This window comes from Streptomyces sp. NPDC041135 (assembly GCF_055592085.1).
In genome coordinates this window covers 397982-419268 of the sequence record NZ_JBVIYZ010000006.1, presented here as the reverse complement: position 1 = coordinate 419268, position 21287 = coordinate 397982, and the positions used below count along the sequence as shown (strand labels likewise).

22 protein-coding genes and 2 pseudogenes are annotated in these 21287 nt (G+C 72.5%); 9 read left to right on the top strand and 15 right to left on the bottom strand.

Features of this window, described 5'->3' with window-relative positions:
- Positions 1-39 precede the first annotated feature (39 nt).
- The 3 genes from ACZ6CZ_RS17695 to ACZ6CZ_RS17685 all read right to left on the bottom strand — a co-directional run bounded on the left by ACZ6CZ_RS17695 (position 40) and on the right by ACZ6CZ_RS17685 (position 3808).
- Positions 40-1380, bottom strand: coding sequence for a PP2C family protein-serine/threonine phosphatase (locus tag ACZ6CZ_RS17695; RefSeq protein WP_469021439.1), 1341 nt, complete (start codon positions 1378-1380; stop codon positions 40-42).
- A gap of 251 nt (positions 1381-1631) precedes the next feature.
- Complete coding sequence (locus ACZ6CZ_RS17690) at positions 1632-2747, bottom strand: C40 family peptidase (protein ID WP_469021437.1); 1116 nt, start codon at positions 2745-2747, stop codon at positions 1632-1634.
- 251 nt (positions 2748-2998) lie between these two features.
- Entirely contained in the window at positions 2999-3808 is an 810-nt protein-coding gene (locus ACZ6CZ_RS17685) for a class I SAM-dependent methyltransferase (protein ID WP_469021434.1), read from the bottom strand.
- 232 nt (positions 3809-4040) lie between these two features.
- Between ACZ6CZ_RS17685 and mshA the strand changes: the two genes are divergently transcribed.
- Together mshA and ACZ6CZ_RS17675 are read left to right on the top strand one after the other, a co-directional pair.
- Positions 4041-5378 (top strand): D-inositol-3-phosphate glycosyltransferase, encoded by a 1338-nt coding sequence (gene mshA / locus ACZ6CZ_RS17680; protein ID WP_469021432.1) that lies wholly within the window; start codon positions 4041-4043, stop codon positions 5376-5378.
- The gene (locus tag ACZ6CZ_RS17675) at positions 5371-5874 is read left to right on the top strand and encodes a type III secretion system chaperone family protein (protein WP_469021428.1); all 504 of its coding nucleotides are present in this window, start codon (positions 5371-5373) and stop codon (positions 5872-5874) included. The genes mshA and ACZ6CZ_RS17675 overlap by 8 nt, the downstream gene beginning before the upstream one ends.
- Positions 5875-5906: 32 nt before the next feature.
- Here the strand turns inward: ACZ6CZ_RS17675 and ACZ6CZ_RS17670 are convergent, their stop codons facing one another.
- Positions 5907-6704 carry a helix-turn-helix transcriptional regulator gene (locus tag ACZ6CZ_RS17670; RefSeq protein ID WP_469021425.1) on the bottom strand — a complete coding sequence of 266 codons (798 nt, stop codon included), beginning with the start codon at positions 6702-6704 and terminating at the stop codon, positions 5907-5909.
- Between the two features lie 49 nt (positions 6705-6753).
- Between ACZ6CZ_RS17670 and ACZ6CZ_RS17665 the strand changes: the two genes are divergently transcribed.
- Positions 6754-7284 (top strand): DUF2000 family protein, encoded by a 531-nt coding sequence (locus ACZ6CZ_RS17665; RefSeq protein WP_469021422.1) that lies wholly within the window; start codon positions 6754-6756, stop codon positions 7282-7284.
- 12 nt (positions 7285-7296) lie between these two features.
- Here ACZ6CZ_RS17665 and ACZ6CZ_RS17660 read toward each other — a convergent pair whose 3' ends face one another.
- Positions 7297-8265: a LysR family transcriptional regulator gene (locus tag ACZ6CZ_RS17660; RefSeq protein WP_469021419.1), complete on the bottom strand. Its 969-nt coding sequence runs from the start codon at positions 8263-8265 to the stop codon at positions 7297-7299.
- A 121-nt stretch (positions 8266-8386) separates the two neighbouring features.
- Between ACZ6CZ_RS17660 and ACZ6CZ_RS17655 the strand changes: the two are divergent.
- A pseudogene (locus ACZ6CZ_RS17655) lies at positions 8387-9649 on the top strand (MFS transporter); the annotation flags it as partial.
- Here the strand turns inward: ACZ6CZ_RS17655 and ACZ6CZ_RS17650 are convergent.
- On the bottom strand, positions 9610-10983 hold the full coding sequence (locus ACZ6CZ_RS17650) for an MDR family MFS transporter (RefSeq protein ID WP_469021416.1): 1374 nt from the start codon (positions 10981-10983) through the stop codon (positions 9610-9612). The pseudogene ACZ6CZ_RS17655 and the gene ACZ6CZ_RS17650 overlap by 40 nt on opposite strands.
- A gap of 156 nt (positions 10984-11139) precedes the next feature.
- On the opposite strand from ACZ6CZ_RS17650, the gene ACZ6CZ_RS17645 reads away from it, so the two are divergent.
- A complete protein-coding gene (locus ACZ6CZ_RS17645; protein WP_469021414.1) occupies positions 11140-11901 on the top strand; it encodes a phosphoglyceromutase in 762 nt (253 codons plus the stop codon).
- 79 nt (positions 11902-11980) lie between these two features.
- Here ACZ6CZ_RS17645 and ACZ6CZ_RS17640 read toward each other — a convergent pair whose 3' ends face one another.
- From ACZ6CZ_RS17640 to ACZ6CZ_RS17620, 5 genes and pseudogenes are all read right to left on the bottom strand, one after another.
- The gene (locus tag ACZ6CZ_RS17640; protein WP_469021413.1) at positions 11981-12274 is read right to left on the bottom strand and encodes a ribosomal protein L7/L12; all 294 of its coding nucleotides are present in this window, start codon (positions 12272-12274) and stop codon (positions 11981-11983) included.
- 14 nt (positions 12275-12288) lie between these two features.
- Positions 12289-12498, bottom strand: a pseudogene (locus tag ACZ6CZ_RS17635) (tyrosine-type recombinase/integrase); the annotation flags it as partial.
- A gap of 179 nt (positions 12499-12677) precedes the next feature.
- A complete protein-coding gene (locus ACZ6CZ_RS17630; RefSeq protein WP_469021410.1) occupies positions 12678-13211 on the bottom strand; it encodes a hypothetical protein in 534 nt (177 codons plus the stop codon).
- A gap of 367 nt (positions 13212-13578) precedes the next feature.
- The gene (locus tag ACZ6CZ_RS17625) at positions 13579-14061 is read right to left on the bottom strand and encodes a hypothetical protein (RefSeq protein ID WP_469021408.1); all 483 of its coding nucleotides are present in this window, start codon (positions 14059-14061) and stop codon (positions 13579-13581) included.
- Between the two features lie 139 nt (positions 14062-14200).
- Positions 14201-14680 (bottom strand): HAD family hydrolase, encoded by a 480-nt coding sequence (locus ACZ6CZ_RS17620; RefSeq protein WP_469021405.1) that lies wholly within the window; start codon positions 14678-14680, stop codon positions 14201-14203.
- 131 nt (positions 14681-14811) lie between these two features.
- Here ACZ6CZ_RS17620 and ACZ6CZ_RS17615 point away from each other — a divergent pair, with 131 nt between their 5' ends.
- On the top strand, positions 14812-15069 hold the full coding sequence (locus tag ACZ6CZ_RS17615) for a mycoredoxin (protein WP_469021666.1): 258 nt from the start codon (positions 14812-14814) through the stop codon (positions 15067-15069).
- 319 nt (positions 15070-15388) lie between these two features.
- Here ACZ6CZ_RS17615 and ACZ6CZ_RS17610 read toward each other — a convergent pair whose 3' ends face one another.
- The 3 genes from ACZ6CZ_RS17610 to phoU form a co-directional block, all read right to left on the bottom strand.
- Entirely contained in the window at positions 15389-15637 is a 249-nt protein-coding gene (locus tag ACZ6CZ_RS17610) for an SCO4226 family nickel-binding protein (protein ID WP_469021402.1), read from the bottom strand.
- Positions 15638-15800: 163 nt separating this feature from the next.
- Positions 15801-15956, bottom strand: coding sequence for a hypothetical protein (locus ACZ6CZ_RS17605; protein ID WP_469021400.1), 156 nt, complete (start codon positions 15954-15956; stop codon positions 15801-15803).
- Between the two features lie 222 nt (positions 15957-16178).
- Positions 16179-16868 carry a phosphate signaling complex protein PhoU gene (gene phoU / locus ACZ6CZ_RS17600; protein WP_469021397.1) on the bottom strand — a complete coding sequence of 230 codons (690 nt, stop codon included), beginning with the start codon at positions 16866-16868 and terminating at the stop codon, positions 16179-16181.
- A 224-nt stretch (positions 16869-17092) separates the two neighbouring features.
- Between phoU and phoR the strand changes: the two genes are divergently transcribed.
- Positions 17093-18454: a two-component system sensor histidine kinase PhoR gene (gene phoR, locus ACZ6CZ_RS17595; protein WP_469021394.1), complete on the top strand. Its 1362-nt coding sequence runs from the start codon at positions 17093-17095 to the stop codon at positions 18452-18454.
- 5 nt (positions 18455-18459) lie between these two features.
- Entirely contained in the window at positions 18460-19131 is a 672-nt protein-coding gene (gene phoP, locus ACZ6CZ_RS17590) for a two-component system response regulator PhoP (protein WP_466134857.1), read from the top strand.
- A 171-nt stretch (positions 19132-19302) separates the two neighbouring features.
- Here the strand turns inward: phoP and ACZ6CZ_RS17585 are convergent, their stop codons facing one another.
- Positions 19303-19971, bottom strand: coding sequence for a copper chaperone PCu(A)C domain-containing protein (locus ACZ6CZ_RS17585; protein WP_469021392.1), 669 nt, complete (start codon positions 19969-19971; stop codon positions 19303-19305).
- Positions 19972-20596: 625 nt separating this feature from the next.
- On the opposite strand from ACZ6CZ_RS17585, the gene ACZ6CZ_RS17580 reads away from it, so the two are divergent.
- Complete coding sequence (locus ACZ6CZ_RS17580) at positions 20597-21079, top strand: CarD family transcriptional regulator (protein WP_003953493.1); 483 nt, start codon at positions 20597-20599, stop codon at positions 21077-21079.
- Positions 21080-21287 lie beyond the last annotated feature (208 nt).

Genomic DNA, 21287 nt, shown 5'->3' with positions numbered 1-21287 from the left:
GCAGGCCCTACGGCCCTGAGGCACCCGGTCCAGGCAGCCCTACGGCACCCGGTCCAGCAGGACCACCGCCACGTCGTCCGTCAGCTCGCCGCCGTTGAGGTCGCGGACCTCGTTGACCGCGGACCGCAGCAGATCCTCGCCGCGCAGTCCCTGCGCGAGCTGGCGGCGGACCATCTCCACCATGCCGTCCTGGCCCAGGCGCTCCCCGCCCGAGCCGACCCGGCCCTCGATCAGGCCGTCGGTGTAGAGCATCAGGCTCCACTCGGCACCCAGCTCCACCTGCATCCGCGGCCAGCGGGCGCCGGGCAGCAGACCGAGGGCGGGGCCGTTGTTGTCGTACGGCAGCAGGCTCGCGGGGCGGCCCGGGCGGGCGATCAGCGGGGCCGGGTGACCGGCCAGGCACAGACCGGCGCGGCGGCCGTCGGGGGCGATGTCGACCGTGCACAGCGTCGCGAAGATCTCCTCGTCGCCGCGCTCGTGCTCCAGCACCTCCTGGAGCGTGCTGAGCAGCTCGTCGCCGCACAGCCCGGCCAGCGTCAGCGCCCGCCAGGCGATGCGCAGCTCCACGCCGAGCGCGGCCTCGTCCGGACCGTGGCCGCAGACGTCGCCGATCATGGCGTGCACGGTGCCGTCGGGCGTGCGCACGGTGTCGTAGAAGTCGCCGCCGAGCAGGGCGCGCGAGCGGCCCGGTCGGTAGCGGGCGGCGAACCGCAGCGAGGAGCCCTCCAGCAGCGGCGTGGGCAGCAGGCCCCGCTCGAGGCGCCGGTTCTCCTGCGCGCGCAGCCGGCCCTCGGCGAGCTTGCGCTCGGCGGTCTCGGAGCGCTTGCGCTCGACGGCGTAGCGGATGGCGCGGCTGAGCAGCCGGCTGTCCAGCTCGTCGCGGAAGAGGTAGTCCTGGGCGCCCACGCGCACGGCCTCGGCGCCGCGCTCGGCGTCCCCGGACGCGGTCAGCGCCAGGACGGCGTGCCGGGGCGCCAGCTCCAGCACGTGCCTGAGCACGGCCAGCTCGTCGGCGTCCACGGCGCCGCCGTCCGCGCTCGCGGCGGCCCGGCCCGGCGCCGGCAGCGCCAGGTCCAGCAGGATGCAGTGGACGTCGTCGGTGAGCAGCCGCTCGGCCTCGGTGAGGTTGCGGGCGGTACGGACGCGGACCGGCTTGCCGGTGGAGTCCAGCAGCTCGGGCACGATCGGCGAGCCCGCCGGGTCGTTCTCGATCAGCAGCAGGGTGAGCGTGGTGCCGGTCGCGCCGCCGGTGTGCTGGAGCGCGACGGCCTCGGTGCGGTGGGCCTCTTCCTTGAGGGGGCCGCCGACTGCGGACGCGGCCTGCGCCTGACCACTCTCCGCGGCCGGGATCGCTCTCTGCCGCGGTACGGGTACGGGCATCGTGTGGGTTCCTTCCCTCCCCCCGAGGGCATGGCGGGGCGAGGGATCTCGACCCACCCGACTGGGGACCCTAGCGGTACCGGCCACCGCAGCGGAATGGTGTGAGCCCCGTCGCTCCGCCGCAGACCACCGTCATATGCCGCGTTCCGTACCGCAGTTGGACACCGCGCCCGGCCTGCGGGGATGACGAAGCTCACGTCCACCCCCCGTTTACCGGCCGGTTGGGCGTGGACTGGGTCACATGAGGCAGCTCACGCGTCCGGCCGGACCACTCCGAGGATCGGCATCGTGCCCGCCCCCGCCACCGTCACCGTCCGGCCGGGACGGGGGGCGTGGATGATTTTGCCGCCCCCGACGTACATCGCGACATGACTGGCGTCGGCGAAGTAGATGACCAGGTCACCGGGGCGCATGTCCGTGACGGCGACGTGCGGCAGCCGCTTCCACTGCTCCTGCGAGGTGCGCGGCACGGGGTGGCCCGCGTCGGCCCAGGCCTCGGAGGTCAGGCCCGAGCAGTCGTAGGCGTCCGGGCCCTCCGCGCCCCACACGTACGGCTTGCCCAGCTGCCGGGTGGCGAACTCGACCGCCTTCCTGCCCTGCGCGGAGGCCTTGCCGCCGGTCCCGTCGAGGATGCCGGTGCCCAGCCAGGCGGTCTGCGCGCGCTGCGCGGCCTGCCGTTCCAGCGCGGCGAGGCGCTCCTTCTCCTTCTTCTCCAGCCGGCCCTCGAGCAGCTCGGCCGCCGCGATCCGCCGCTTGATCCGCTTCCTGGCCGCGGCCTTGGCCTTGCGGTTCGCCTCCAGCTTCGCCCACTGGGCCGAGGCGTCGGCGGCGTACTGCTTCAAGTCGGCCTGGGTGCGGGTCATTTCACCCATCAGGCCCTTGGCGGCGTGCTGGCTCTCCAGCACCCGCCCGGCCCCGTCGAGGAACTGCGCGGGGTCGTCGCTCAGCATCAGCCGCGCGGTGGGCGGCAGGCCGCCGCTGCGGTACTGGGCGCGGGCCGCCGCGCCCGCCCGGTCCGTCAGCCGGTCCAGCTTCCGCTGGCCCCGGACGATCTTCCTGGCCAGCGCGACGATCTCGGCGTTCTGCTCGCGCGCCTTCTCCTCGGCCGCGTTGTAGGACTCCGTGGCCACGGCCGCGTCGTGGTAGAGCGCGTCGAGCCTCTCGCGGACCGCCTCCAGCTCCTTGTCGGGCGCGGGAACCGGGGCCGCGGTGGGGGCGGGGGACGCGGTGGCCGGGGCACCGGAGGAGGCCGGAGCCGGTGTCGGAGCCGGCGCCGCCGCGAACGCCGTGCCGGGTACGGCCAGCACGGTCACCGCGCAGACCACGGTCACGGCCGCCGTCAGCAGGCCGCGCTTGCCCGTTCCCATACGGTCCCCCCACCTGATTTACCGTCAGTAACTTAGGTTCGTGAGGGGATCGTGCCATGCCGCGCCGCAAAGTGACAGAGGCGGTGCGCGGCCCCTGCCGCCCGGTGCGTCAACTGCCCGCGCCCGCCGCCCTGGCGATGCCTTCCCGCCCTCCCGCCCCGGTCATGCCGATCTCCCCGCCTGTGTGACGTACGACTCGTCCGGAGAGTTCCCCGCAGGTCACGCCCGTGCGGAGGGCGGGGGCCGGCCGGTCAGTCGCGGGGCGCCAACGCCTGCCAGGCCAGCGTCACTTCGCCCTGCCGCCAGCGCGCCGCCGAGTCCGTCACCGGCCAGTCGGCCGTCAGGTCCCGCACCGCGCGGACGAAGCGCTGGCGGGCGCCGTAGGAGGCGTAGGGCGCGGCGGCGGACCAGGCGCGGTCGAAGTCGCGCAGGAAGGCGTGCACCGGCTCGCCGGGGACGTTGCGGTGGATGAGCGCCTTGGGCAGCCGCTCGGCGAGGTCCGACGGCCGCTCCAGCGAGCCCAGCCGGGTGGCGAAGGTGACCGTGCGCGGCCCCTCGGGGCCCAGTGCCACCCACACGTGCCGCCGCCCGATCTCGTCGCAGGTCCCCTCGACCAGCAGCCCGCCGCGCGAGGTGCCCCCGGCCGGCGCGAGCCGCGCGCACAGCCGCTGCCACACCCCGGCGACCTCGGCCTCGTCGTACTGCCGCAGCACGTTCGCGGCCCGGATCAGCAGCGGGCGCCCGGGGCCGGGGATCTCGAAGCCGCCGTGCCGGAAGACCAGCCCGTCCCGCTCGTACGGCCGGGCCGCGGCGACCCGCGCCGGATCGATCTCGACGCCCATGACGCGGGTGCGGGGGGCCGCGGCGCGCAGCCGGCCGAGCAGTTCGACCGCGGTCCAGGGGGCGGCGCCGTAGCCGAGGTCGACCGCGAGCGGGTCCGGCGAGCGGCGCAGCTCCGCGCCGTGCACGGCCGCGATCCAGCGGTCCATGCGGCGCAGGCGGTTGGGGTTGGTCGTCCCGCGGGTCACCGTTCCCACGGGGCGGGTGGCGCGGGCTGTCATGCCTACGAGGGTAAGCGGGTACCCGCCACGGCCCGGGAACCGCCCACGGCCACGCGGCCCACTGTCGAACGGTTGAGCGACCGTGAGTAATGATTCGGCAAAGCCCCCTGATCGGGAAATGGAGACGCCCCGCCCGCTGTTGCATCCCCAGGAGGGCGCGGGCACGTCCTCCGGCCGGCCTGCCCGCAGCACGTCCCGCAGCCCGTCCCGCCGCAGCAAGGAGGACCGCCCCGTGAGCCAGTACGCCGGCAGGCTCGGGCGCCGCTCCCCGGCCGCCGCCGCCCGGCTGCGACTGCACCGCAGGCCCCGCCGGGTCGCCATGCTCTCCGTGCACACCTCACCGCTGCACCAGCCCGGCACCGGCGACGCCGGCGGTATGAACGTCTACATCGTCGAGCTGGCGCAGCGCCTCGCCGCCCTCGACATCGAGGTCGAGATCTTCACCCGGGCCACCGCCGGCGGCCTGCCGCCCGCCGTCGACCTGGCGCCCGGCGTGCTCGTCCGGCACGTCGACGCCGGCCCCTACGAAGGCCTCGCCAAGGAGGACCTGCCCGCCCAGCTCTGCGCCTTCACGCACGGCGTGATGCAGGCCTGGGCCGGCCACCGCCCCGGCTACTACGACCTCGTGCACTCCCACTACTGGCTCTCCGGCCACGTCGGCTGGCTCGCCGCCCAGCGCTGGGGCGTGCCCCTGGTGCACGCCATGCACACCATGGCCAAGGTCAAGAACGCCAGCCTGGCCGCCGGCGACACCCCCGAGCCCGCCGCCCGCGTCATCGGCGAGACCCAGATCGTCACCGCCGCCGACCGGCTCGTCGCCAACACCGCCGAGGAACGCGAGGAACTGATGCGGCACTACGCCGCCGCCCCCGGCAAGGTCGCCGTCGTCCACCCCGGCGTGAACCTCGAACGCTTCCGCCCCGCCGACGGCCGCGCCGCCGCCCGCGCCCGCCTCGGCCTGCCGCCGGACGCCCTGATCCCGCTGTTCGCGGGCCGCATCCAGCCCCTGAAGGCCCCGGACATCCTGCTGCGCGCCGTCGCCGTCCTGCTGGACCAGCGTCCCGAGCTGCGCTCCCGCATCGTCGTACCCGTCGTCGGCGGCCCCAGCGGCAGCGGCCTCGCCAGACCGGAGGGCCTTCAGAAGCTGGCCGCCCGGCTCGGCATAGCCGACGTGGTCCGCTTCCGCCCGCCGGTCGGCCAGGAGCAGCTCGCCGACTGGTTCCGGGCCGCCTCCGTGCTCGTCATGCCGTCCTACAGCGAGTCCTTCGGGCTGGTCGCCATAGAGGCGCAGGCGGCCGGCACACCGGTGCTCGCCGCCGCGGTCGGCGGACTCCCCGTCGCCGTACGGGACGGCGCCACCGGATTCCTCGTCCAGGGCCACGACCCGGCCGACTACGCGCGTGTGCTGCGCCGGTTCGCCGACGAACCGTCGCTCGCGGACCGCATGGGCGCCGCCGCCGCCCGGCACGCCGGGTGCTTCGGCTGGGACACCGCGGCCGCCGCCACCGCCGACGTCTACACCGCCGCGACCCAGTCCCACCGCCGTCGCGTACGCTCCCACCATGGCTGACGCGCAGAAGGGTGCCGCACAGGTCCTGGAGGACGTCTTCACGGACGCCGAGCTGGAGTGGGAGAGCCCCGAGCCGGGCACCTACGTCGTCAAGCTCCCCGGCACCCGGAAGCTGTCCACCACCGTCTCCTTCCGGGTGGGCCGGCACTCCCTCTCCCTCAACGCCTTCGTCATCCGCCACCCGGACGAGAACGAGCCGGCCGTCCACCGCTGGCTGCTGGAGCGCAACCTCAAGCTGTACGGCGTCAGTTACGCCGTCGACCACCTCGGCGACGTCTACGTCACCGCCCGGCTGCCGCTGCCCGCCGTCACCCCCGACGAGGTCGACCGCATCCTCGGCCAGGTCCTGGAAGCGGCGGACGGCAGCTTCAACACCCTGCTGGAGCTGGGCTTCGCCGCCGCGATCCGCAAGGAGTACGCCTGGCGGGTGTCCCGCGGCGAGTCCACCCGCAACCTGGACGCCTTCGCCCACCTCACCCAGCGCCCCTCCGACTGACCCGGAACACCGTCGACGCGGCCGTACGGCGCTCAGCGCGCGCCGCCGCGGTAGCGGCCCGGCGGCACGCCCACCAGCCTGCGGAAGTGCCGGGTGAGATGGGCCTGGTCGTAGAACCCGGTCGCCGCGGCCACCTCGCCCGGCGCCCGCCCCGCCAGCAGCAGCCGGCGGGCGCGGCCGACACGGCGCGACATCAGGTACTGGTGCGGTGCGATGCCGTAGGCCGCGCCGAACGCCCGGACCAGGTGCGCCGGATGGGCGTGCAGCAGCCGCGCGGCCTCCTCCAGCGACACGCCCTCCACGACCCGCGCGTCCAGCAGCTCGCGCAGGCCGCGGGCGAGCGCGGGATCACGCCGGGGCGGCGCGGCAGCGGCCCGGGGCGCCAGGTGCGCCCGCAGCCGCTCCGCGAGGAGCGCCAGCCTGCCCGCGGCCTCCAACTCGTCGCCGGCCCGCCCGAGCGCGCCGTGCAACTGCCCGACCCGCCGCCGCAGCACCGGGTCCCGCAGATCCGGCCCGTCCACCGCGGGGCCGATCAGGTCCTCGCCGAGGTGGGTGGCGTCCAGGTACAGCACCCGCTTGCGGAAGCCGTGCGGGGTGGCCGGCGAGCCGTTGTGCGGGACGTGCGGCGGCAGCAGGGAGACGGTGTCGTGCGGGGTGCCGTGCGCGTGCCGCTCCAGGTCGTAGCGGACCGCCCCGTCGTCCACGATGAGCACCGTCCAGGCGTCGTGGACGTGCATCGGGTAGGCGTACTCGGTGAAGCGGGCGTGGAAGACCTCCACGACGCCCGGGATGCGCGGGCGCCAGGCGGAGACCTCCCGCTGTGCGGCCATGCAAAGAACGTACAAGACGCCGCGGGGCGCCGGTCGGCAGTCTCATCCCATGAGCACTCCGGCCGTCGAGTCATCCGTCAAGCGCCCCGTCGCGCCACCCACCGAGCCGTCCAGGGAGCCGTCGAGGGAACCGTCCACCGAGTCGTCCGTCGAGCCGTCCGCCGAGCCGGTCCGCTTCGACACCAAGATCGCTGTCCTGCTGCGCGCGGACCTGGAGCCCTGGCAGCGGCTCAACGTCACGTCCTTTCTGGTCAGCGGCCTGGGCACCCGGCTCCCCGAGGTGATCGGGGAGCCGTACGAGGACGCGGACGGCGTGGCCTACCTGCCGATGTTCCGCCAGCCCGTGCTGGTCTTCGAGGCCACCAAGGAGGTCCTCGCGGCCGCCCACACCCGGGCCCTGTCCCGCTCCCTGCCCGTCGCCCTGTTCACCGCCGGCCTCTTCGCCACCGGCAACGACCGCGACAACCGGGCCGCGGTGCGGGCGGTGCCCACGGCCGACCTGGACCTGGTGGGGCTCGCGGTGTACGGGCCGCGCAACGGGGTGGACAGGGTGGTGAAGGGGGCGCGGATGCATCCGTGAGGCCGGGGGGTGTCAGTGCGGGGCGGGCGCGGTGTCGCCGGTGTCGCGGCTCCGCGGCAGTGCCCAGGAGGGGCGCCAGACGGGTCCGGGCAGCGGGGCCAGGCTCGCGAAGTGGTCGACGACCGCCCGCAGTCCCGGGTGCGGATTCGTCCGGCGGAACATCAGCGACAGCGGATAGGCGAGCACCGGGCCCGCGATCGGGATGCGGCGCAGGTCGTGGCCGGCCGGCCAGAGGTACCGGTCGCGCGCGCCGACCAGCGTGGCCACGTCGCCGGAGTCCGCGAGGGTGTCCAGCAGCACCTCGTTGCCGAAGTTCGGGCCCGCCGCGTCGACGCGGAGGTCGAAGGCGGTGGTGAGCTGGTCGTAGAACTCCGCCCACTCGCTGCGGGGCGCGATGCCCGGCACCCAGATCCGCAGCCCGCGCAGCTGCGCCGGTGTGACCGTGCGCGCGGAGGCGAGCGGGTGGCGGGGGCCGACGAGGAGTTCCAGCGCGGAGTCGAAGGCGTGGACCATCCGCACCTCGGGCGGCAGCGCGGCCGGGTCGGTGACCGTGCGGAACGCGGCGTCGACGTCGCCCGCGCGCACGGCGGCGGCCGTCACCCGCGGGTCGTCGACCCTGAGCGTCACCACGTCGAGGTCGGTCCCGGGACGCGAACGCCAGTACTCGTGCAGCAGGACCGCCTGCGCGCTGCGCAGCCCCAGGACGTCGATCCGCAGCGCCCGCGAGCCCGGCCTGACCGCGCTGACGGCCCGGTCGGCACCCGCGACGATGGTGCGGGCGTGCGGCAGGAAGGCCTGCCCGTCGAGCGTCAGCTCCACCCCGCGGGCGGTACGGGTGAACAGGCGCGCCGCCAGCTCCCGCTCCAGCGCGGCGATCCGCTTGGAGACCGCCTGCTGGGTCACGCCCAGCTCGTCGGCCGCGTGCCGCAACTGCCCCAGCTCCGCCGCCCGGACGAACGTACGCACTGCCTCGGTGTCCACCGGTGCAGCATACGGGTACACAACCGATGGTTGTGGGGAGCGCCCGGACCGTTGTTTGCCCCCGCAGGCGGTGAGGCGATGTGATGCGGTCACCCAAACGATCGTTGTCCCGCGGAGGCAGGTGCGCGTGCGAGGAGTGCCCGGTTTCGGCCGCCTGTGGTCGGCCTACGCCGTCAGTACGTACGGCACGTGGATCGCCTTCGGGGCGTTGCCGCTCCTCGCGGTCCGCGTGCTGCACTCGCCGGCCTTCGCGGTGTCGCTCCTGGACGCGGCCGGGCTCGCCGTCGCGGCGGTCGCCGCCTTCCCGCTCGGTCCGTGGGTCGAGCACCGGGCCAAGCGTCCGGTGATGGTCGCGATGGACCTGGCGCGGTTCCTCGCGATGGCGAGCGTCCCGGTGGCGTACGTCCTCGGCGTGCTGTCGTACGGCCAGTTGCTGGTCGTCCAGGTCACCTCCGCGACCGCGGGCATCGCCTTCACCGCCGCGTCCGGCGCCTATGTGAAACACCTGGTGCCACGCGAGCACCTCCTCGCCGCGAACGGGCGGTTCGAGGGGACGAGCTGGGTGGCGACCGCGGCCGGCCCACCGCTCGGCGGCGCGCTCGTCGGGCTGTGCGGCCCGGTCGTCACCGTCCTGGCCGACGCGGTGAGCTACCTGCTGTCCGCGCTCACGGTCCTCCGCATCCGCGGCGGCGACATCGCCGCACCACGCGACCCGGCCACCACCTCGCGCGCGGCCGGTCTGCTCACCGGCGCGCGGTTCATCCGCCACGACCGCGTCCTGCGGCGGCTGTTCCTCAACTCGGTCCTGGTCAGCGGCCTGATCACGGCGACCGTCCCGCTTCTGGCCGTGCTCCTGCTCGGCGAGTACGGCTTCCCCGCCTGGCAGTACGGACTCGCCTTCGGCATCCCGGCCCTCGGCGGCCTCCTGGGCGCCCGCCTCTCCGCTCCCCTCGCGCGTCGGTACGGCCGGTACCGGGTCATGGCCGTCTCCGGACGGCTGCGCTCGGTCTTCCCGCTCGGCCTCGCCCTCGTCCGCCCCGGCGTCCCCGGCCTCCTCACGGTGATCGCCGTCGAAGCACTGCTGATCACCTGCATGGGCGTCTTCAACCCGCTCCACGCCACGGAACGCCTGCAACGCACTCCCGCGGACCGGGCCGCCCGCGTCCTCAGCACCTGGAGCGCCGGGAGCAGAGTGGTCCAGGCGGCTCTGGTCGCGCTCTGGGGCGTCCTCGCCACCCTCACCGGCCCGCTCACCGCGATCACCGTCTCCGGCGTCCTGCTGCTCGCCACCCCGCTGCTGCTCCCCGGCCGCGACGACCTGTCGGCCCCGGCGCGGGACGCCCTTCACACACCGGCGCGCGCGTCGGGAGCGGAGGCCGAGGCAGAGGGCGATGGCGAGGGGGAGGGCGATGGCGAGGACGGGGGAGCGTCGGCCCCGGCTTCGACGGCCCCGGCCTCCCTGCCGGATGCCTCCCCGCCGGGTGCCTCCCTGCCGGGCGCTTCCCTGCCGGGCGCTTCCCTGCCGGGCGGGCGCCGCCGCATGAGGGCGCCGTAACCGAGGGCGGCCACCGTGCCCAGCAGGGCACACGTCCCCCACAGCCAGCGCGCCCCGAACCGGTCGATGAGCAGGCCGGACATCAGCGGGGCGACCAGGGCGGCGACCGACCAGGACAGGGTGTACACGCCCTGGTAGCGGCCGCGCCCGTGCACGGGGGAGAGGCCGACGACGAGCCCGGTCTGGGTGGGCGCGTTGACGATCTCGGCGAGCGTCCAGACGCACACGGTGAGCGCGATGAGGCCGACCGACCCGGCGAACGCGGTCAGCCCCAGGCCGTACCCGGCGAGCAGGGACGAGGCGATCAGGAGCGTGCGCGGATCGCGGTGCTCGATGTACCGGGTGACGGGAAGCTGAAGGACGACGACGAGCACGCCGTTGAGGGCGATGACGAGGCCGTAGTCGGCGGGGGAGAAGCCGGACGAGCCCATGGCCAGCGGGAGGCCGGCCGAACCCTGCTGGAAGACGAGGGCGACGAGGAAGGACAGGCCGACGACGGCCATGTACCGCCGGTCGCGCAGGACGCTCCCGAGTCCCACGCCGCCCACCGGGTCGGCGGCGGTCCGCACCGGCCGGGACTCGGGCAGCCGGGCGAAGACGACGACCGCGCAGGCCAGCGTCATGCCGGCCTCGACGAGGAAGCCGGCGCGGTAGCTGATCCCGGCGATGAATCCGGCGGCCGCTGAGGAGACGGCGAACCCGAGGTTGATGGCCCAGTAGTTGAGGGAGAAGGCCCGCACCCGGTCCTCGGGCCGCACGATGTCGGCCATCATCGCCTGCACGGCCGGCCGGGAGGCGTTGGAGGCGAGGCCGACGAGGAATGCGACGGCGGCGATGGCGACCGGGCCGCGCACGAAGCCGAGCAGGGCCACGGCCAGGGCGGTGGAGACCTGCGCGACGAGCAGCGTGGGCCGCCGCCCGAACCGGTCGGCCGCCACCCCGGCGCCGAGGGAGGCGACCACCCCGCCGAGCCCGTGCAGAGAGGCGACGAGACCGGCGTACGACGCGGAGTAGCCGCGGTCGAGGGTCAGGTAGAGCGCCATGAAGGTGGCGACGAAGGCGCCGAGCCGGTTGATCAGGGTGCTGGTCCACAGCCACCAGAACGCACGGGGAAGGCCGGAGACGCTGTCGCGGGCGGCACCTCTGAGACTGGCGACGGACATGCGGTGCGGACCCCCGGTGATGTAAGCGGCTCTTGCTGCCTGCGCAACTTACCTGAAGGCCGCTCAACGGAGCCACCCGATTAACAGATGCGGGCGGTTGTCCGAGGTCCGGGCAGGTCGGGCGAGCTGCCGAAAGCGTGGATTACGCTCTGTCCCATGGCCGACGCACCGTACAAGCTGATCCTCCTCCGCCACGGCGAGAGCGAGTGGAACGCGAAGAACCTGTTCACCGGCTGGGTGGACGTCAACCTCAACGAGAAGGGCGAGAAGGAGGCGGTCCGCGGTGGCGAACTCCTGAAGGACGCCGACCTCCTCCCCGACGTGGTCCACACGTCCCTCCAGAAGCGCGCGATCCGCACGGCACAGCTGGCCCTCGAGGCCGCCGACCGCCACTGGATCCCGGTGCACCGCTCGTGGCGCCTGAACGAGCGCCACTACGGCGCCCTCCAGGGCAAGGACAAGGCGCAGACGCTGGCCGAGTTCGGCGAGGAGCAGTTCATGCTCTGGCGCCGCTCGTACGACACCCCGCCGCCGCCCCTCGAGGACGGCTCGGAGTTCTCCCAGTCGGACGACCCGCGCTACGCGTCGATCCCGCCGGAGCTGCGCCCGCGCACGGAGTGCCTGAAGGACGTCGTCGCGCGCATGCTGCCGTACTGGTACGACGCGATCGTCCCCGACCTCCTGACCGGCCGCACGGTCCTCGTCGCCGCCCACGGCAACAGCCTGCGCGCCCTCGTCAAGCACCTCGACGGCATCTCCGACGCCGACATCGCCGGCCTCAACATCCCCACCGGCATCCCCCTCCACTACGACCTCAACGCCGACTTCACCCCGGTGACCCCCGGCGGCACCTACCTCGACCCGGCAGCGGCAGCGGCCGCGATCGAGGCGGTCAAGAACCAGGGCAAGAAGAAGTAAGCGCCCACGTGAAGGCCCCCTACCTGCGGTTCTCCGCTGGGAGGGGGCTTTTCGCTGCCTCTGGGCCGTCTTTGGACCGTCAGGGCGATGGGGCCGCGCGCTCTCCGGGTTCCGGCTCCTGTCTCCACTCCGCTCTGGCGCCGGCGCTCTGGAGCACAGCGACAGCGGACTGGGCCCTGTAGGCAGACGGCCCTTTGCGAAGGGTGACGGGTGCTTGGCGCGCCAGAACCCGGCTGTGCCACAAGCTCTGCCCGGTCACCTTGCGCACTGCGAGGATCACATCCATCTCGCGGGGTCCACAGTCGACGAGGACCACCTCATGGGACGGGTCGTCGCAGAGCAGCGTGTAGTACTCGGACTCTTCGTCGGACATCTCGCCCTCCTGCCTCAGCGAACGGGAGCGTATGCAGCCTCGAAGACGGCAGCCACAGCTTTTCGGGTGCGCTCCTGGCTGGACGGCATGGGGTGTGCGTACACCCGGAGGGTCAGACCCGGGTCCGAGTGGCCGAGGTACTCGGCGAGGGCCTTGATGTTCTCTCCGGCGTCCAGGAGCACCAAGGCGTAGAAGTGGCGGAGGGCGTGCATGCCGTTCTCGCCGGCGAAGACCCGTTCAGGCGTCCGCCTCCGGCGCCGTACCCGGTACAGCGACCGTGGCGACTGGCACCAATCGCCGGTCGCTCTGACAGACAAGCCGATCAGTGCGTCAGACCTCAGCGACCTTGCTGCAAGCAGTTCGCATCGAGGCGCACGCACGGCCACATAGCTCAGGCCAGGCTCTAGAGTCGCCCCGTCTGCCAGATCGGGTCGTCCGGTGCGGGGCGGCCGTCGAGGCGCTGGAGGGGTTCTCCGGTGAGCGAGAGATGCCGACGAGCGACGGCTATGAAGTGCCCCTGTGCGGCAACGACTCTTCCTCTGAGCTCCATCCAGTTCTCATCGGGAGTCAGACCCCGCCGAATGGCAATGTGAAACCGCCAGATCTGCTCGTCAATGGCGTGCGCGGCTGCTGCAATGTCCCTCTTGGTAACGAGATTGACGCTGCCGAGGGCCTCGCCCCAGGGGCGCCAGTCGACTGTCGTCGGGGCCAACACGCCTTGCGGGATGTCGTCAGGCCGATTGCGGTCCATGTCGCTGAGGTCTACAAGCACTGAGGATGATTCCCGCAGTACGCGGACGCACGCTGCCGCCTGCTGTTCCCTGATCCAATGGCGATCTTGCGCTCTTCTGCTGACGAGGCTCCCAACGAGAACGCCGATCAGAGTGGTCAGCACGGCCCCGACCGGAGCCGCTAATAAGGCCAGCAACGACGTCATAGAAGCCAGTCTGGGCGACGATGCGGTGGCTTGAGTAGCGGCTCAACCCAGCTCGCTGCGGTCGGCCAGTGGGCACAGCCGGGCCAGTGCCCAAGCCGTCCAGGAACCCCTAGACCCACTCGCTGACCACCTCCACCGGCCTCGGCTCCGGCGGTCGGATCTGCGGCACTGCTGACTCACCCCCCGAACATGCCCTGGTGCCAAGCCCGTGCCAGAAGTGCGGGGAACCACAGGGAGAGGCGGTCAGCCATCCAGCACGCCCTCAGGTCATGAGTCCGCTCCGCAGCAGGCCAGCAAGCCCATTGGCCCCGTAGAACCCAACTTTCCCAAAGCTCAGAGCCAAGGCCCGTTGAGCTAGGCCTAAGGCTCACACAAGAGGCTCACGCAGCTTGTGGATCTCCGGGCGCACCTTATCTACGAGGTCATCTCTCAGCATGGCGTTGAACGCCCGTCGAGCGGTCAGCGCCTGCTCGTCGATCTCCATGCCACTGCGCAGTTGACTCACGTAGGTCTGCCGCACCAGGTGCTCCGCGGGCAGGTAGACGTCCTTCAACCACCGATACAGCTCATCCGAAGCCAACAGCAACAACCGCCGATACGCTTCGTCGCGGGCCCGAACGCGGCGGTTCAGTTCCTCCTGCTTGTCTGTCCAGCCTGTCTCCTGGATGTACGTGAGCCAGTCCATCCACAGGCTCGTGGCCAACATGAAGCCCTCGACGCCGGCCAGACGCCGCTCCTGAGCTTTCTCCAGCAGACTTGCCCGCAGCCGTAGCCGCTCCACGGACCGTGTAGCGAACGCGGTCAAGAGGCCCCCGACCACCGCTGCGACAGCCGCGATCACAGCCGACATGGTTGCGCTCTCCATAGCTGCCCTTCCGCATGAGCACCCAGAGACATCAGCCAGCCCCCTCGGGCCCGTCTCAGTTTCCGTCTCATTCAGCTACGTTCACGGCCGTTCAGGCGAGACCTGGAGAAACCCCGAACCGTTGTCAGACCGACCCGTTCAGCTGGGCTATCAGGCCCGACAGTTCCAGCAGGCTTTCGGCGTGCAGGGTCGGGGGGTTGGTGACGTGGGGCGGGTCGGGGTGGGGGAGGGGAGTTGGGGGGCGGCGGATCAGGGCTGTGTGCATGCCTGCTGCCGCGGCCGGGTGGATGTCGTCGTCGATGCGGGGGCCGACGTAGAGCATCTCGGTGGTCTCGGCGGGGACCACGGACGCGATGCGGTGGAAGAACGCGGGGTCGGGCTTCGCGGGGGTGCCGTCGTCGGTGGTGTCGATGAGGTCGACGTCGTTCGTCAGGGTTTCGCGCAACGCGCGTCGGGCGCGGGCGGTCCGGGTGCCCGTGATGCCGAGCCAGAGTCCGTCCGCGCGCAGGGCGGCCAGCGCGTCGCGGACGTCCGGGTAGAGGCCGGGCTCCGTGCCGTGCCCGGGGGTGTCGTCCGCGAGGCACTCGCCCACGTCGAGGATCACAGCGCGAATCATCCGTACCAGGTACCCGCGCTCGGCCCGGCTACGTCTAGCCTGCCCCTGGCGGGTACGGCGGCGTGGGCGAGGGGGCAGCGGTGACCGAGGGGACGGAGACGGCGGGGGACGCCGGGGGGATGGTCGTGTACTGGCGGCCCCTGTGCCCCTACTGCGTGAAGCTGCTCACCCAACTCCGCCTCACGGGGCTGGAGTACACCAAGGTGAACATCTGGCGGGACCCGGACGCCGCGGCGTTCGTCCGGTCGGTCGCCGACGGGAACGAGACCGTGCCCACCGTGACCGTCGCCGGCCGCGCGATGGTGAACCCCTCGCGCAGGCAGGTGCTGGAGGCGGTACGCGCCCACGCCCCGCACCTGTTGAGCAAGCCGGACTGAGCAGGAGGCCTGGTCGGGGCGGGGCGTGACCGGGGCGGGTGGGTCAGTCCGCCATGGTGCCGCCGAACTCGGGGGAGCACCCTGCGGTGTCCCGGGTCGTTGGGAGCGCCACGGGGCCCGCTTCCGCCGCACCTGCCGTGTCGAACGGTGGCAGTCGGTCCTGGACGCGGCTTCGGGGCGCCGATGGCGTATCCCGGACCAACGGGAACGTCCCGGGGTTGCTGCGCAGCGGACGGAGGTCTCCGTCAGGAGTACGCCACGCACACCCGACGCGTACGCCGGGTGCGGGTGTCGGTGTCGTGCGGTGCGGCGGTGGCCGTCACGCCTTCAGGGGTACCGGATGCACCTCGTCCGCGCGGTGCCCGGCGCGCTCGTGGATGCGCTGGACCGCGTCGGCGGAGGGTGCCTCCGACAGGCAGTAGACCGTGCCGGACTCCGGGTCCGCCCAGGCCTGCTCGAAGTGGACGTTCTCCTCGCCCTCGATGGCGAGGTCGGCCTGGTGCGCCTGCATCAGCTGGTCGGCGGTGATGCCCTTCATCCCGTGGTGGACATCCATGAACTTGGCCATGGCCACGCATCTCCTCGGCTGGTCCGTCCGTCCGTCCCTTCCATGCTGCGCCCCCCGGACGACGGCCACCAACCGGTGCCTGTACGGGCACCCGCACCGGCGCCGGACGAGGCGAAGGGCCCCGGTGTGGGCCGGGGCCCTTCGCGGTCGGTACGTCGGGTGGTCAGCCGCACTGGCAAGGAGCGCCCGACTGGCACCCGCAGCCGCAGCCGGAGCCGCAGCCGCAGGCGGCGACGAGCGGCAGGTGCCTGATCTCGGTGGGCTGCTCGGAGTCGCGGTGCTGGGTGGGGTCGGGCGTGTCGGCGGGGGATTCGGCCATGGGTCCCTCCTCGAGGCGTAGGGCCTGTGCCCTTTGCGTGCCTATTCCATGCCCGCTCCACCGGGCGCGGCAACGGCGCATCGGCGGCGCACAGGGGCGAGTGCGCTGCCGCCCGCCGCACGCCACCACCGCCCACGGCACACCGGCACCGCGGGCCACTACCGCCCACGCCACCCCGGGACGCCGTGGGCGGCCGCCGCCCCCGCACCCCCCCCGGCAGGGCTACGCGCCCTCGCCCCCCGTCACCGGCTGGATGTCCGCCTGGAGGACGTCCGCGTGCTCCCCGGTGACCAGGTAGACGACGCGCTTGGCGACGGCGACGGCGTGGTCGGCGTAGCGCTCGTAGTAGCGGCCGAGCAGGGTGACGTCGACGGCGGTCTCGATGCCGTGCTTCCAGCGGTCGTCGATCAGGTGCTGGAAGAGGGTGCGGTGCAGCAGGTCCATCTCGTCGTCGTCCTGCTCCAGCTGGAGCGCCAGGTCGACGTCCTTGGTGACGATGACCTCCGCGGCCTTCGCCATCAGGCGCTGCGCGAGCTGGCCCATCTCCAGGATGGTGGCGTGCAGGTCGTACGGCACCGCGCGCTCGGGGAAGCGCAGCCGGGCGAGCTTGGCCACGTGCTGGGCGAGGTCGCCGGAGCGCTCCAGGTCGGCCGACATGCGCAGCGAGGTGACGACGATGCGCAGGTCCGTGGCGACCGGCTGCTGGCGGGCCAGCAGGGCGATCGCCCGGGCCTCGAGGTCGTGCTGGAGCTGGTCGACCTTCTTGTCCGCCTCGATCACGCTCTCGGCCAGCTTCAGGTCGGTGTCGAGGATGGCCGTCGTGGCGCGTCCGATGGCCGAGCCGACCAGCCGGGCCATCTCCACCAGACCGTCGCCGATCGAGTCCAGTTCCTCGTGGTACGCGTCCCGCATCAGGGTTCCCTCTCGTACGTGTGCTCGGGGGCTTCCGGGGGGCCGGGGCCCGTGGCGAGACCAGCGGCGTGCACCCCACGCTCCCACGTTCGGCCCCGCACGCGTCCGTTTCTGCCACCGCAAATGAACCGTCACTGGCTCCCAGGTGAACTCTGGGCGACGAGTGTTCGAGGTCGCACTCCGGTGGCTGTGGTCAGCTCCTGGCCCATGCCTAACCTGGAGGCATGGATGTGAACGCGGCGGTCGCCGCAGCGGCGGCGGTCGCCGGGGTGCTCACCGGCGTGATCGCCGTCCTGGCGTTCCGCTGGAGCGAGCGGGAGCAGAAACGCCCGACGCGCAGCTCCCTGCACCTCGACACCGTGCTGCCGCCCGGGGTGGACATCGTGCTCTCCGTGCTCCGGTCGTCGGCCGTCGTCCTGGACGAGGCCGACGCGGTCGTCAAGGCCAGCTCCGCCGCCTACGCCCTCGGGCTGGTGCGCGGCGGCAGGCTCGCCGTGGAGCCGATGCTCCAGATGGCCCGGGACACCCGGCGGGACGGGGAGATACGCCAGGTCGAGCTGGACCTGCCCCGGCGCGGCACCGGACGCGGGGAGGCGCTCGCCGTCTCCGCGCGGGTCGCGCCGCTCGGCTCGCGGCTGGTGCTGCTGCTGGTGGAGGACCTCACCGAGGCCCGCCGGATCGAGGCGGTGCGCCGCGACTTCGTCGCGAACGTCAGCCATGAGCTGAAGACCCCGGTCGGTGCCCTCTCCCTGCTGTCCGAGGCCGTCATGGACGCCTCCGACGACCCGGAGGCGGTCCAGCGCTTCGCCGGCCGGATGCAGATCGAGGCCACCCGCCTGACCAACCTGGTGCAGGAGCTCATCGACCTCTCCCGGGTGCAGAACGACGACCCCCTGGAGGACGCCGAACCGGTCCGGGTGGACGAACTCGTCGCGGAGGCCATCGACCGCTGCCGCCACCAGGCCGGCACCAAGCAGATCACCATGGCCGCCTCGATCCAGGACCCCGGGGGACGGTCCGCCCAGCTGTCCTTCGACGGACTGTCCGCCGGCGACCCGTCCGCCGAGGAACTGGCGTCGGAGGGCGTCGGCGGCCACCGGGCCGACCTGGCCGACCTGCACGTCTGGGGCAACCGCGGCCAGCTGGCCGCCGCCATCGGCAACCTGGTCGAGAACGCGGTGAACTACTCCCCGGCCCGCACCCGCGTCGGCATAGCGGCCCGCCGGGTGGGCGCGCCCGGCGGTGAGATGATCGAGCTGGCCGTCACCGACCAGGGCATCGGCATCTCCGACAAGGACAAGGAGCGCATCTTCGAGCGCTTCTACCGCGTCGACCCGGCCCGCTCCCGGGCCACCGGCGGCACCGGTCTGGGGCTCGCCATCGTCAAGCACGTGATCGCCTCGCACGGCGGGGAGGTCACGGTGTGGAGCGCCGAAGGCCAGGGCTCCACGTTCACCGTCCGGCTGCCGGAGGCGGGGGCGGCCCGCGACCGCGCTCAGCAGCATCCCGACCTCGATGACGAGGCCGGGCGCTCCACCGAGTCATCCCCGTACGAACCGCTTCCCGCCCCGGAGGTCCTTCCGTGACCCGAGTGCTCGTCGTCGAGGACGAGGAGTCCTTCTCCGACGCCCTGTCGTACATGCTCCGCAAGGAGGGCTTCGAGGTCGCCGTGGCGGCGACCGGCCCCGACGGACTCGACGAGTTCGAGCGCAACGGCGCCGACCTCGTCCTCCTCGACCTGATGCTGCCGGGTCTGCCCGGTACGGAGGTGTGCCGTCAGCTGCGCGGCCGCTCCAACGTCCCCGTGATCATGGTGACCGCGAAGGACAGCGAGATCGACAAGGTCGTCGGTCTGGAGATAGGTGCCGACGACTACGTCACCAAGCCGTTCTCCTCGCGCGAGCTGGTGGCCCGCATCCGGGCCGTCCTGCGCCGCCGCGGGGAGCCCGAGGAGGTCACCCCGGCCGCCCTGGAGGCGGGCCCGGTCCGCATGGACGTCGACCGCCACGTGGTGACGGTGTCCGGCGCGAAGGTCGACCTCCCCCTGAAGGAGTTCGACCTGCTGGAGATGCTGCTGCGCAACGCCGGCCGGGTGCTGACCCGGATGCAGCTGATCGACCGGGTGTGGGGCGCCGACTACGTCGGGGACACCAAGACCCTGGACGTGCACGTCAAGCGGCTGCGCGCCAAGATCGAGCCGGACCCGGGCGCTCCGCGCTACCTGGTGACGGTCCGCGGGCTCGGCTACAAGTTCGAGCCGTAGGCCGGCCGGCGGGCCGGGGCCGGGCGAGTCCGCCCGACGGGCCGGCGGGTCACGCCGGAGGGCGGCACCCCGTGCGGGGTGCCGCCCTCCGGCGTACGCGCATGGGGTACGGCAGCTCAGCGACCGCCGCTAGCGGCCGCCGTTCAGCGGCCGCTGCTCAGTGGCCGCCGGTCAGTGATCGGCCGCCGACTGCGAGGCGGAGTCGCTCGGCGTCGAGCCGGCGGGGCTGGAGGTCGCCGACGCGCCGCCGCTGCGGGACGGCTTGGCACCGGCCGACGCGGTGGCACCCGGCGCAGCGCCCGTGGAGGCGGAGGCCGAGGCGGACGGGACGTCGCTGGGGCCCCAGCTGGCGAAGTAGCTCTCGGCCGGGACGACGAAGGCGCGCAGGCTCACGTCACCGGTCTTGCTGAAGCTGAAGGTGATCTTCTGGGCGTTGCCGTCCTGGACCGCCTCGCGGCTGCTCTCCAGCACGGCGGAGGCGTTGTCCTTGCCGCCGAGGATCAGCGAGCCGCCGGCCGGGACGGTCATGGACTGGCCCTTGACCGGGTGCAGCTTGGCGGTCTTGCCGGTGCCGGCGACGCTGATCGACCGCAGCGTCTGGTCGGTGGTGCCGCCGTTGAAGATGGTCGCGGAGATCACCGCCGGACCCGTGGACTGGAGGTCGGGCTGGGTCACCACGATCGCGTTCTGGACCTTGATGTCACCGACGCTGGCGGCGGCGTTGTCCGGCTTGACCTGGAGGGTCTGGGCGTGGTTTCCGGCGCCGCACGCGGCGAGCGAGGCGATCGAGAAGGCGATAACCGAGGCGGCGAGGGCGCCGCGTCGAAGGCTGCTGCTCACGGCGGCGGCAACTCCTTGAACGCGCGGGCGACCTCCTTATAAAGCCGCCCTAAGTGTCTGTCAGCGGCCTCAGGTTACCGAGCCGTTCCCGCGGCACCGCACCCGACCCTCCCCCGAGCGCCGGGCTTCCCTCATGCAGGGGGCACCCGGATGCCGACAAGAGCCTCCCGGACCACTTCGGCCCGGCCTTCGTCCGCCATTCACATAAGGCACCCCCAAGCCCCGGTGAACACCGCCCGCGGCGGTCCGCACATTTTCCGCACGAGAATGCGCGGCGGCCTCGAATATCGATCACGGGCCGCCCGCCTGCCCACCGGTGATCAATTAAGGAAACGTGTCGCAGTCCGCTCCGGTCACCGAACGGAGTAGCGGAAGTCGTACGCTTGGGACCAGACATATCGGGACGTTCGGCCACTCGTGGGCGACTCCGCCCGGGTGTGACGGCCGCGTTTCACTCCGCCCGGAGAGCCGCTCCGACCTGCGAATACCTGCTTCCGGGAGGCCCGCGAAGCACGTTCGTGTCGCTGTTGTCAAGCCCCGAGATATGCCCTGACCTGCGAAAACGCCATTCAGAAGACGCCGTATCCGTGTTACCCTGGATAGCCACGGAAGGGGTACCTGTCACATGACGTTCAAGGTTGGCGACACCGTGGTCTATCCCCATCACGGGGCCGCGCTGATCGAGGCCATCGAAACTCGCCAGATCAAAGGCGTGGACAAGACCTACTTGGTGCTGAAGGTCGCCCAGGGTGACCTGACGGTACGTGTGCCAGCGGACAATGCGGAGTTCGTCGGCGTGCGTGATGTGGTCGGTCAGGACGGGCTGGACCGGGTCTTCGAGGTGCTGCGCGCGCCGTACGCCGAGGAGCCCACGAACTGGTCGCGTCGCTACAAGGCAAACCTGGAGAAGCTCGCCTCCGGCGATGTCATCAAGGTCGCGGAAGTCGTGCGTGACCTGTGGCGTCGTGAGCGCGAGCGCGGACTGTCCGCCGGTGAGAAGCGCATGCTCGCCAAGGCTCGCCAGATCCTGGTGAGCGAGCTGGCCCTCGCGGAGAACACGAACGAGGACAAGGCCGAGGCCCTGCTTGACGAGGTCCTCGCGTCCTGACGCTCGGCAGCAGGTAACGCCCCCTGCTCTCAGCACGCTCGGCACGGTGTGTGCCCGGCACGGTGCACGGTCGGCACTGTGCGCGGTGCGGGGTCATGCACAGTGAAATGCCGCGGTGCCCGATGACACGGATGTGTCGCCGGGCGCTGCGGCATGTTCGTCCCCGGAAATTCCCCCGAGATGCCCCGTACCGCTCGTCCACTCGCCC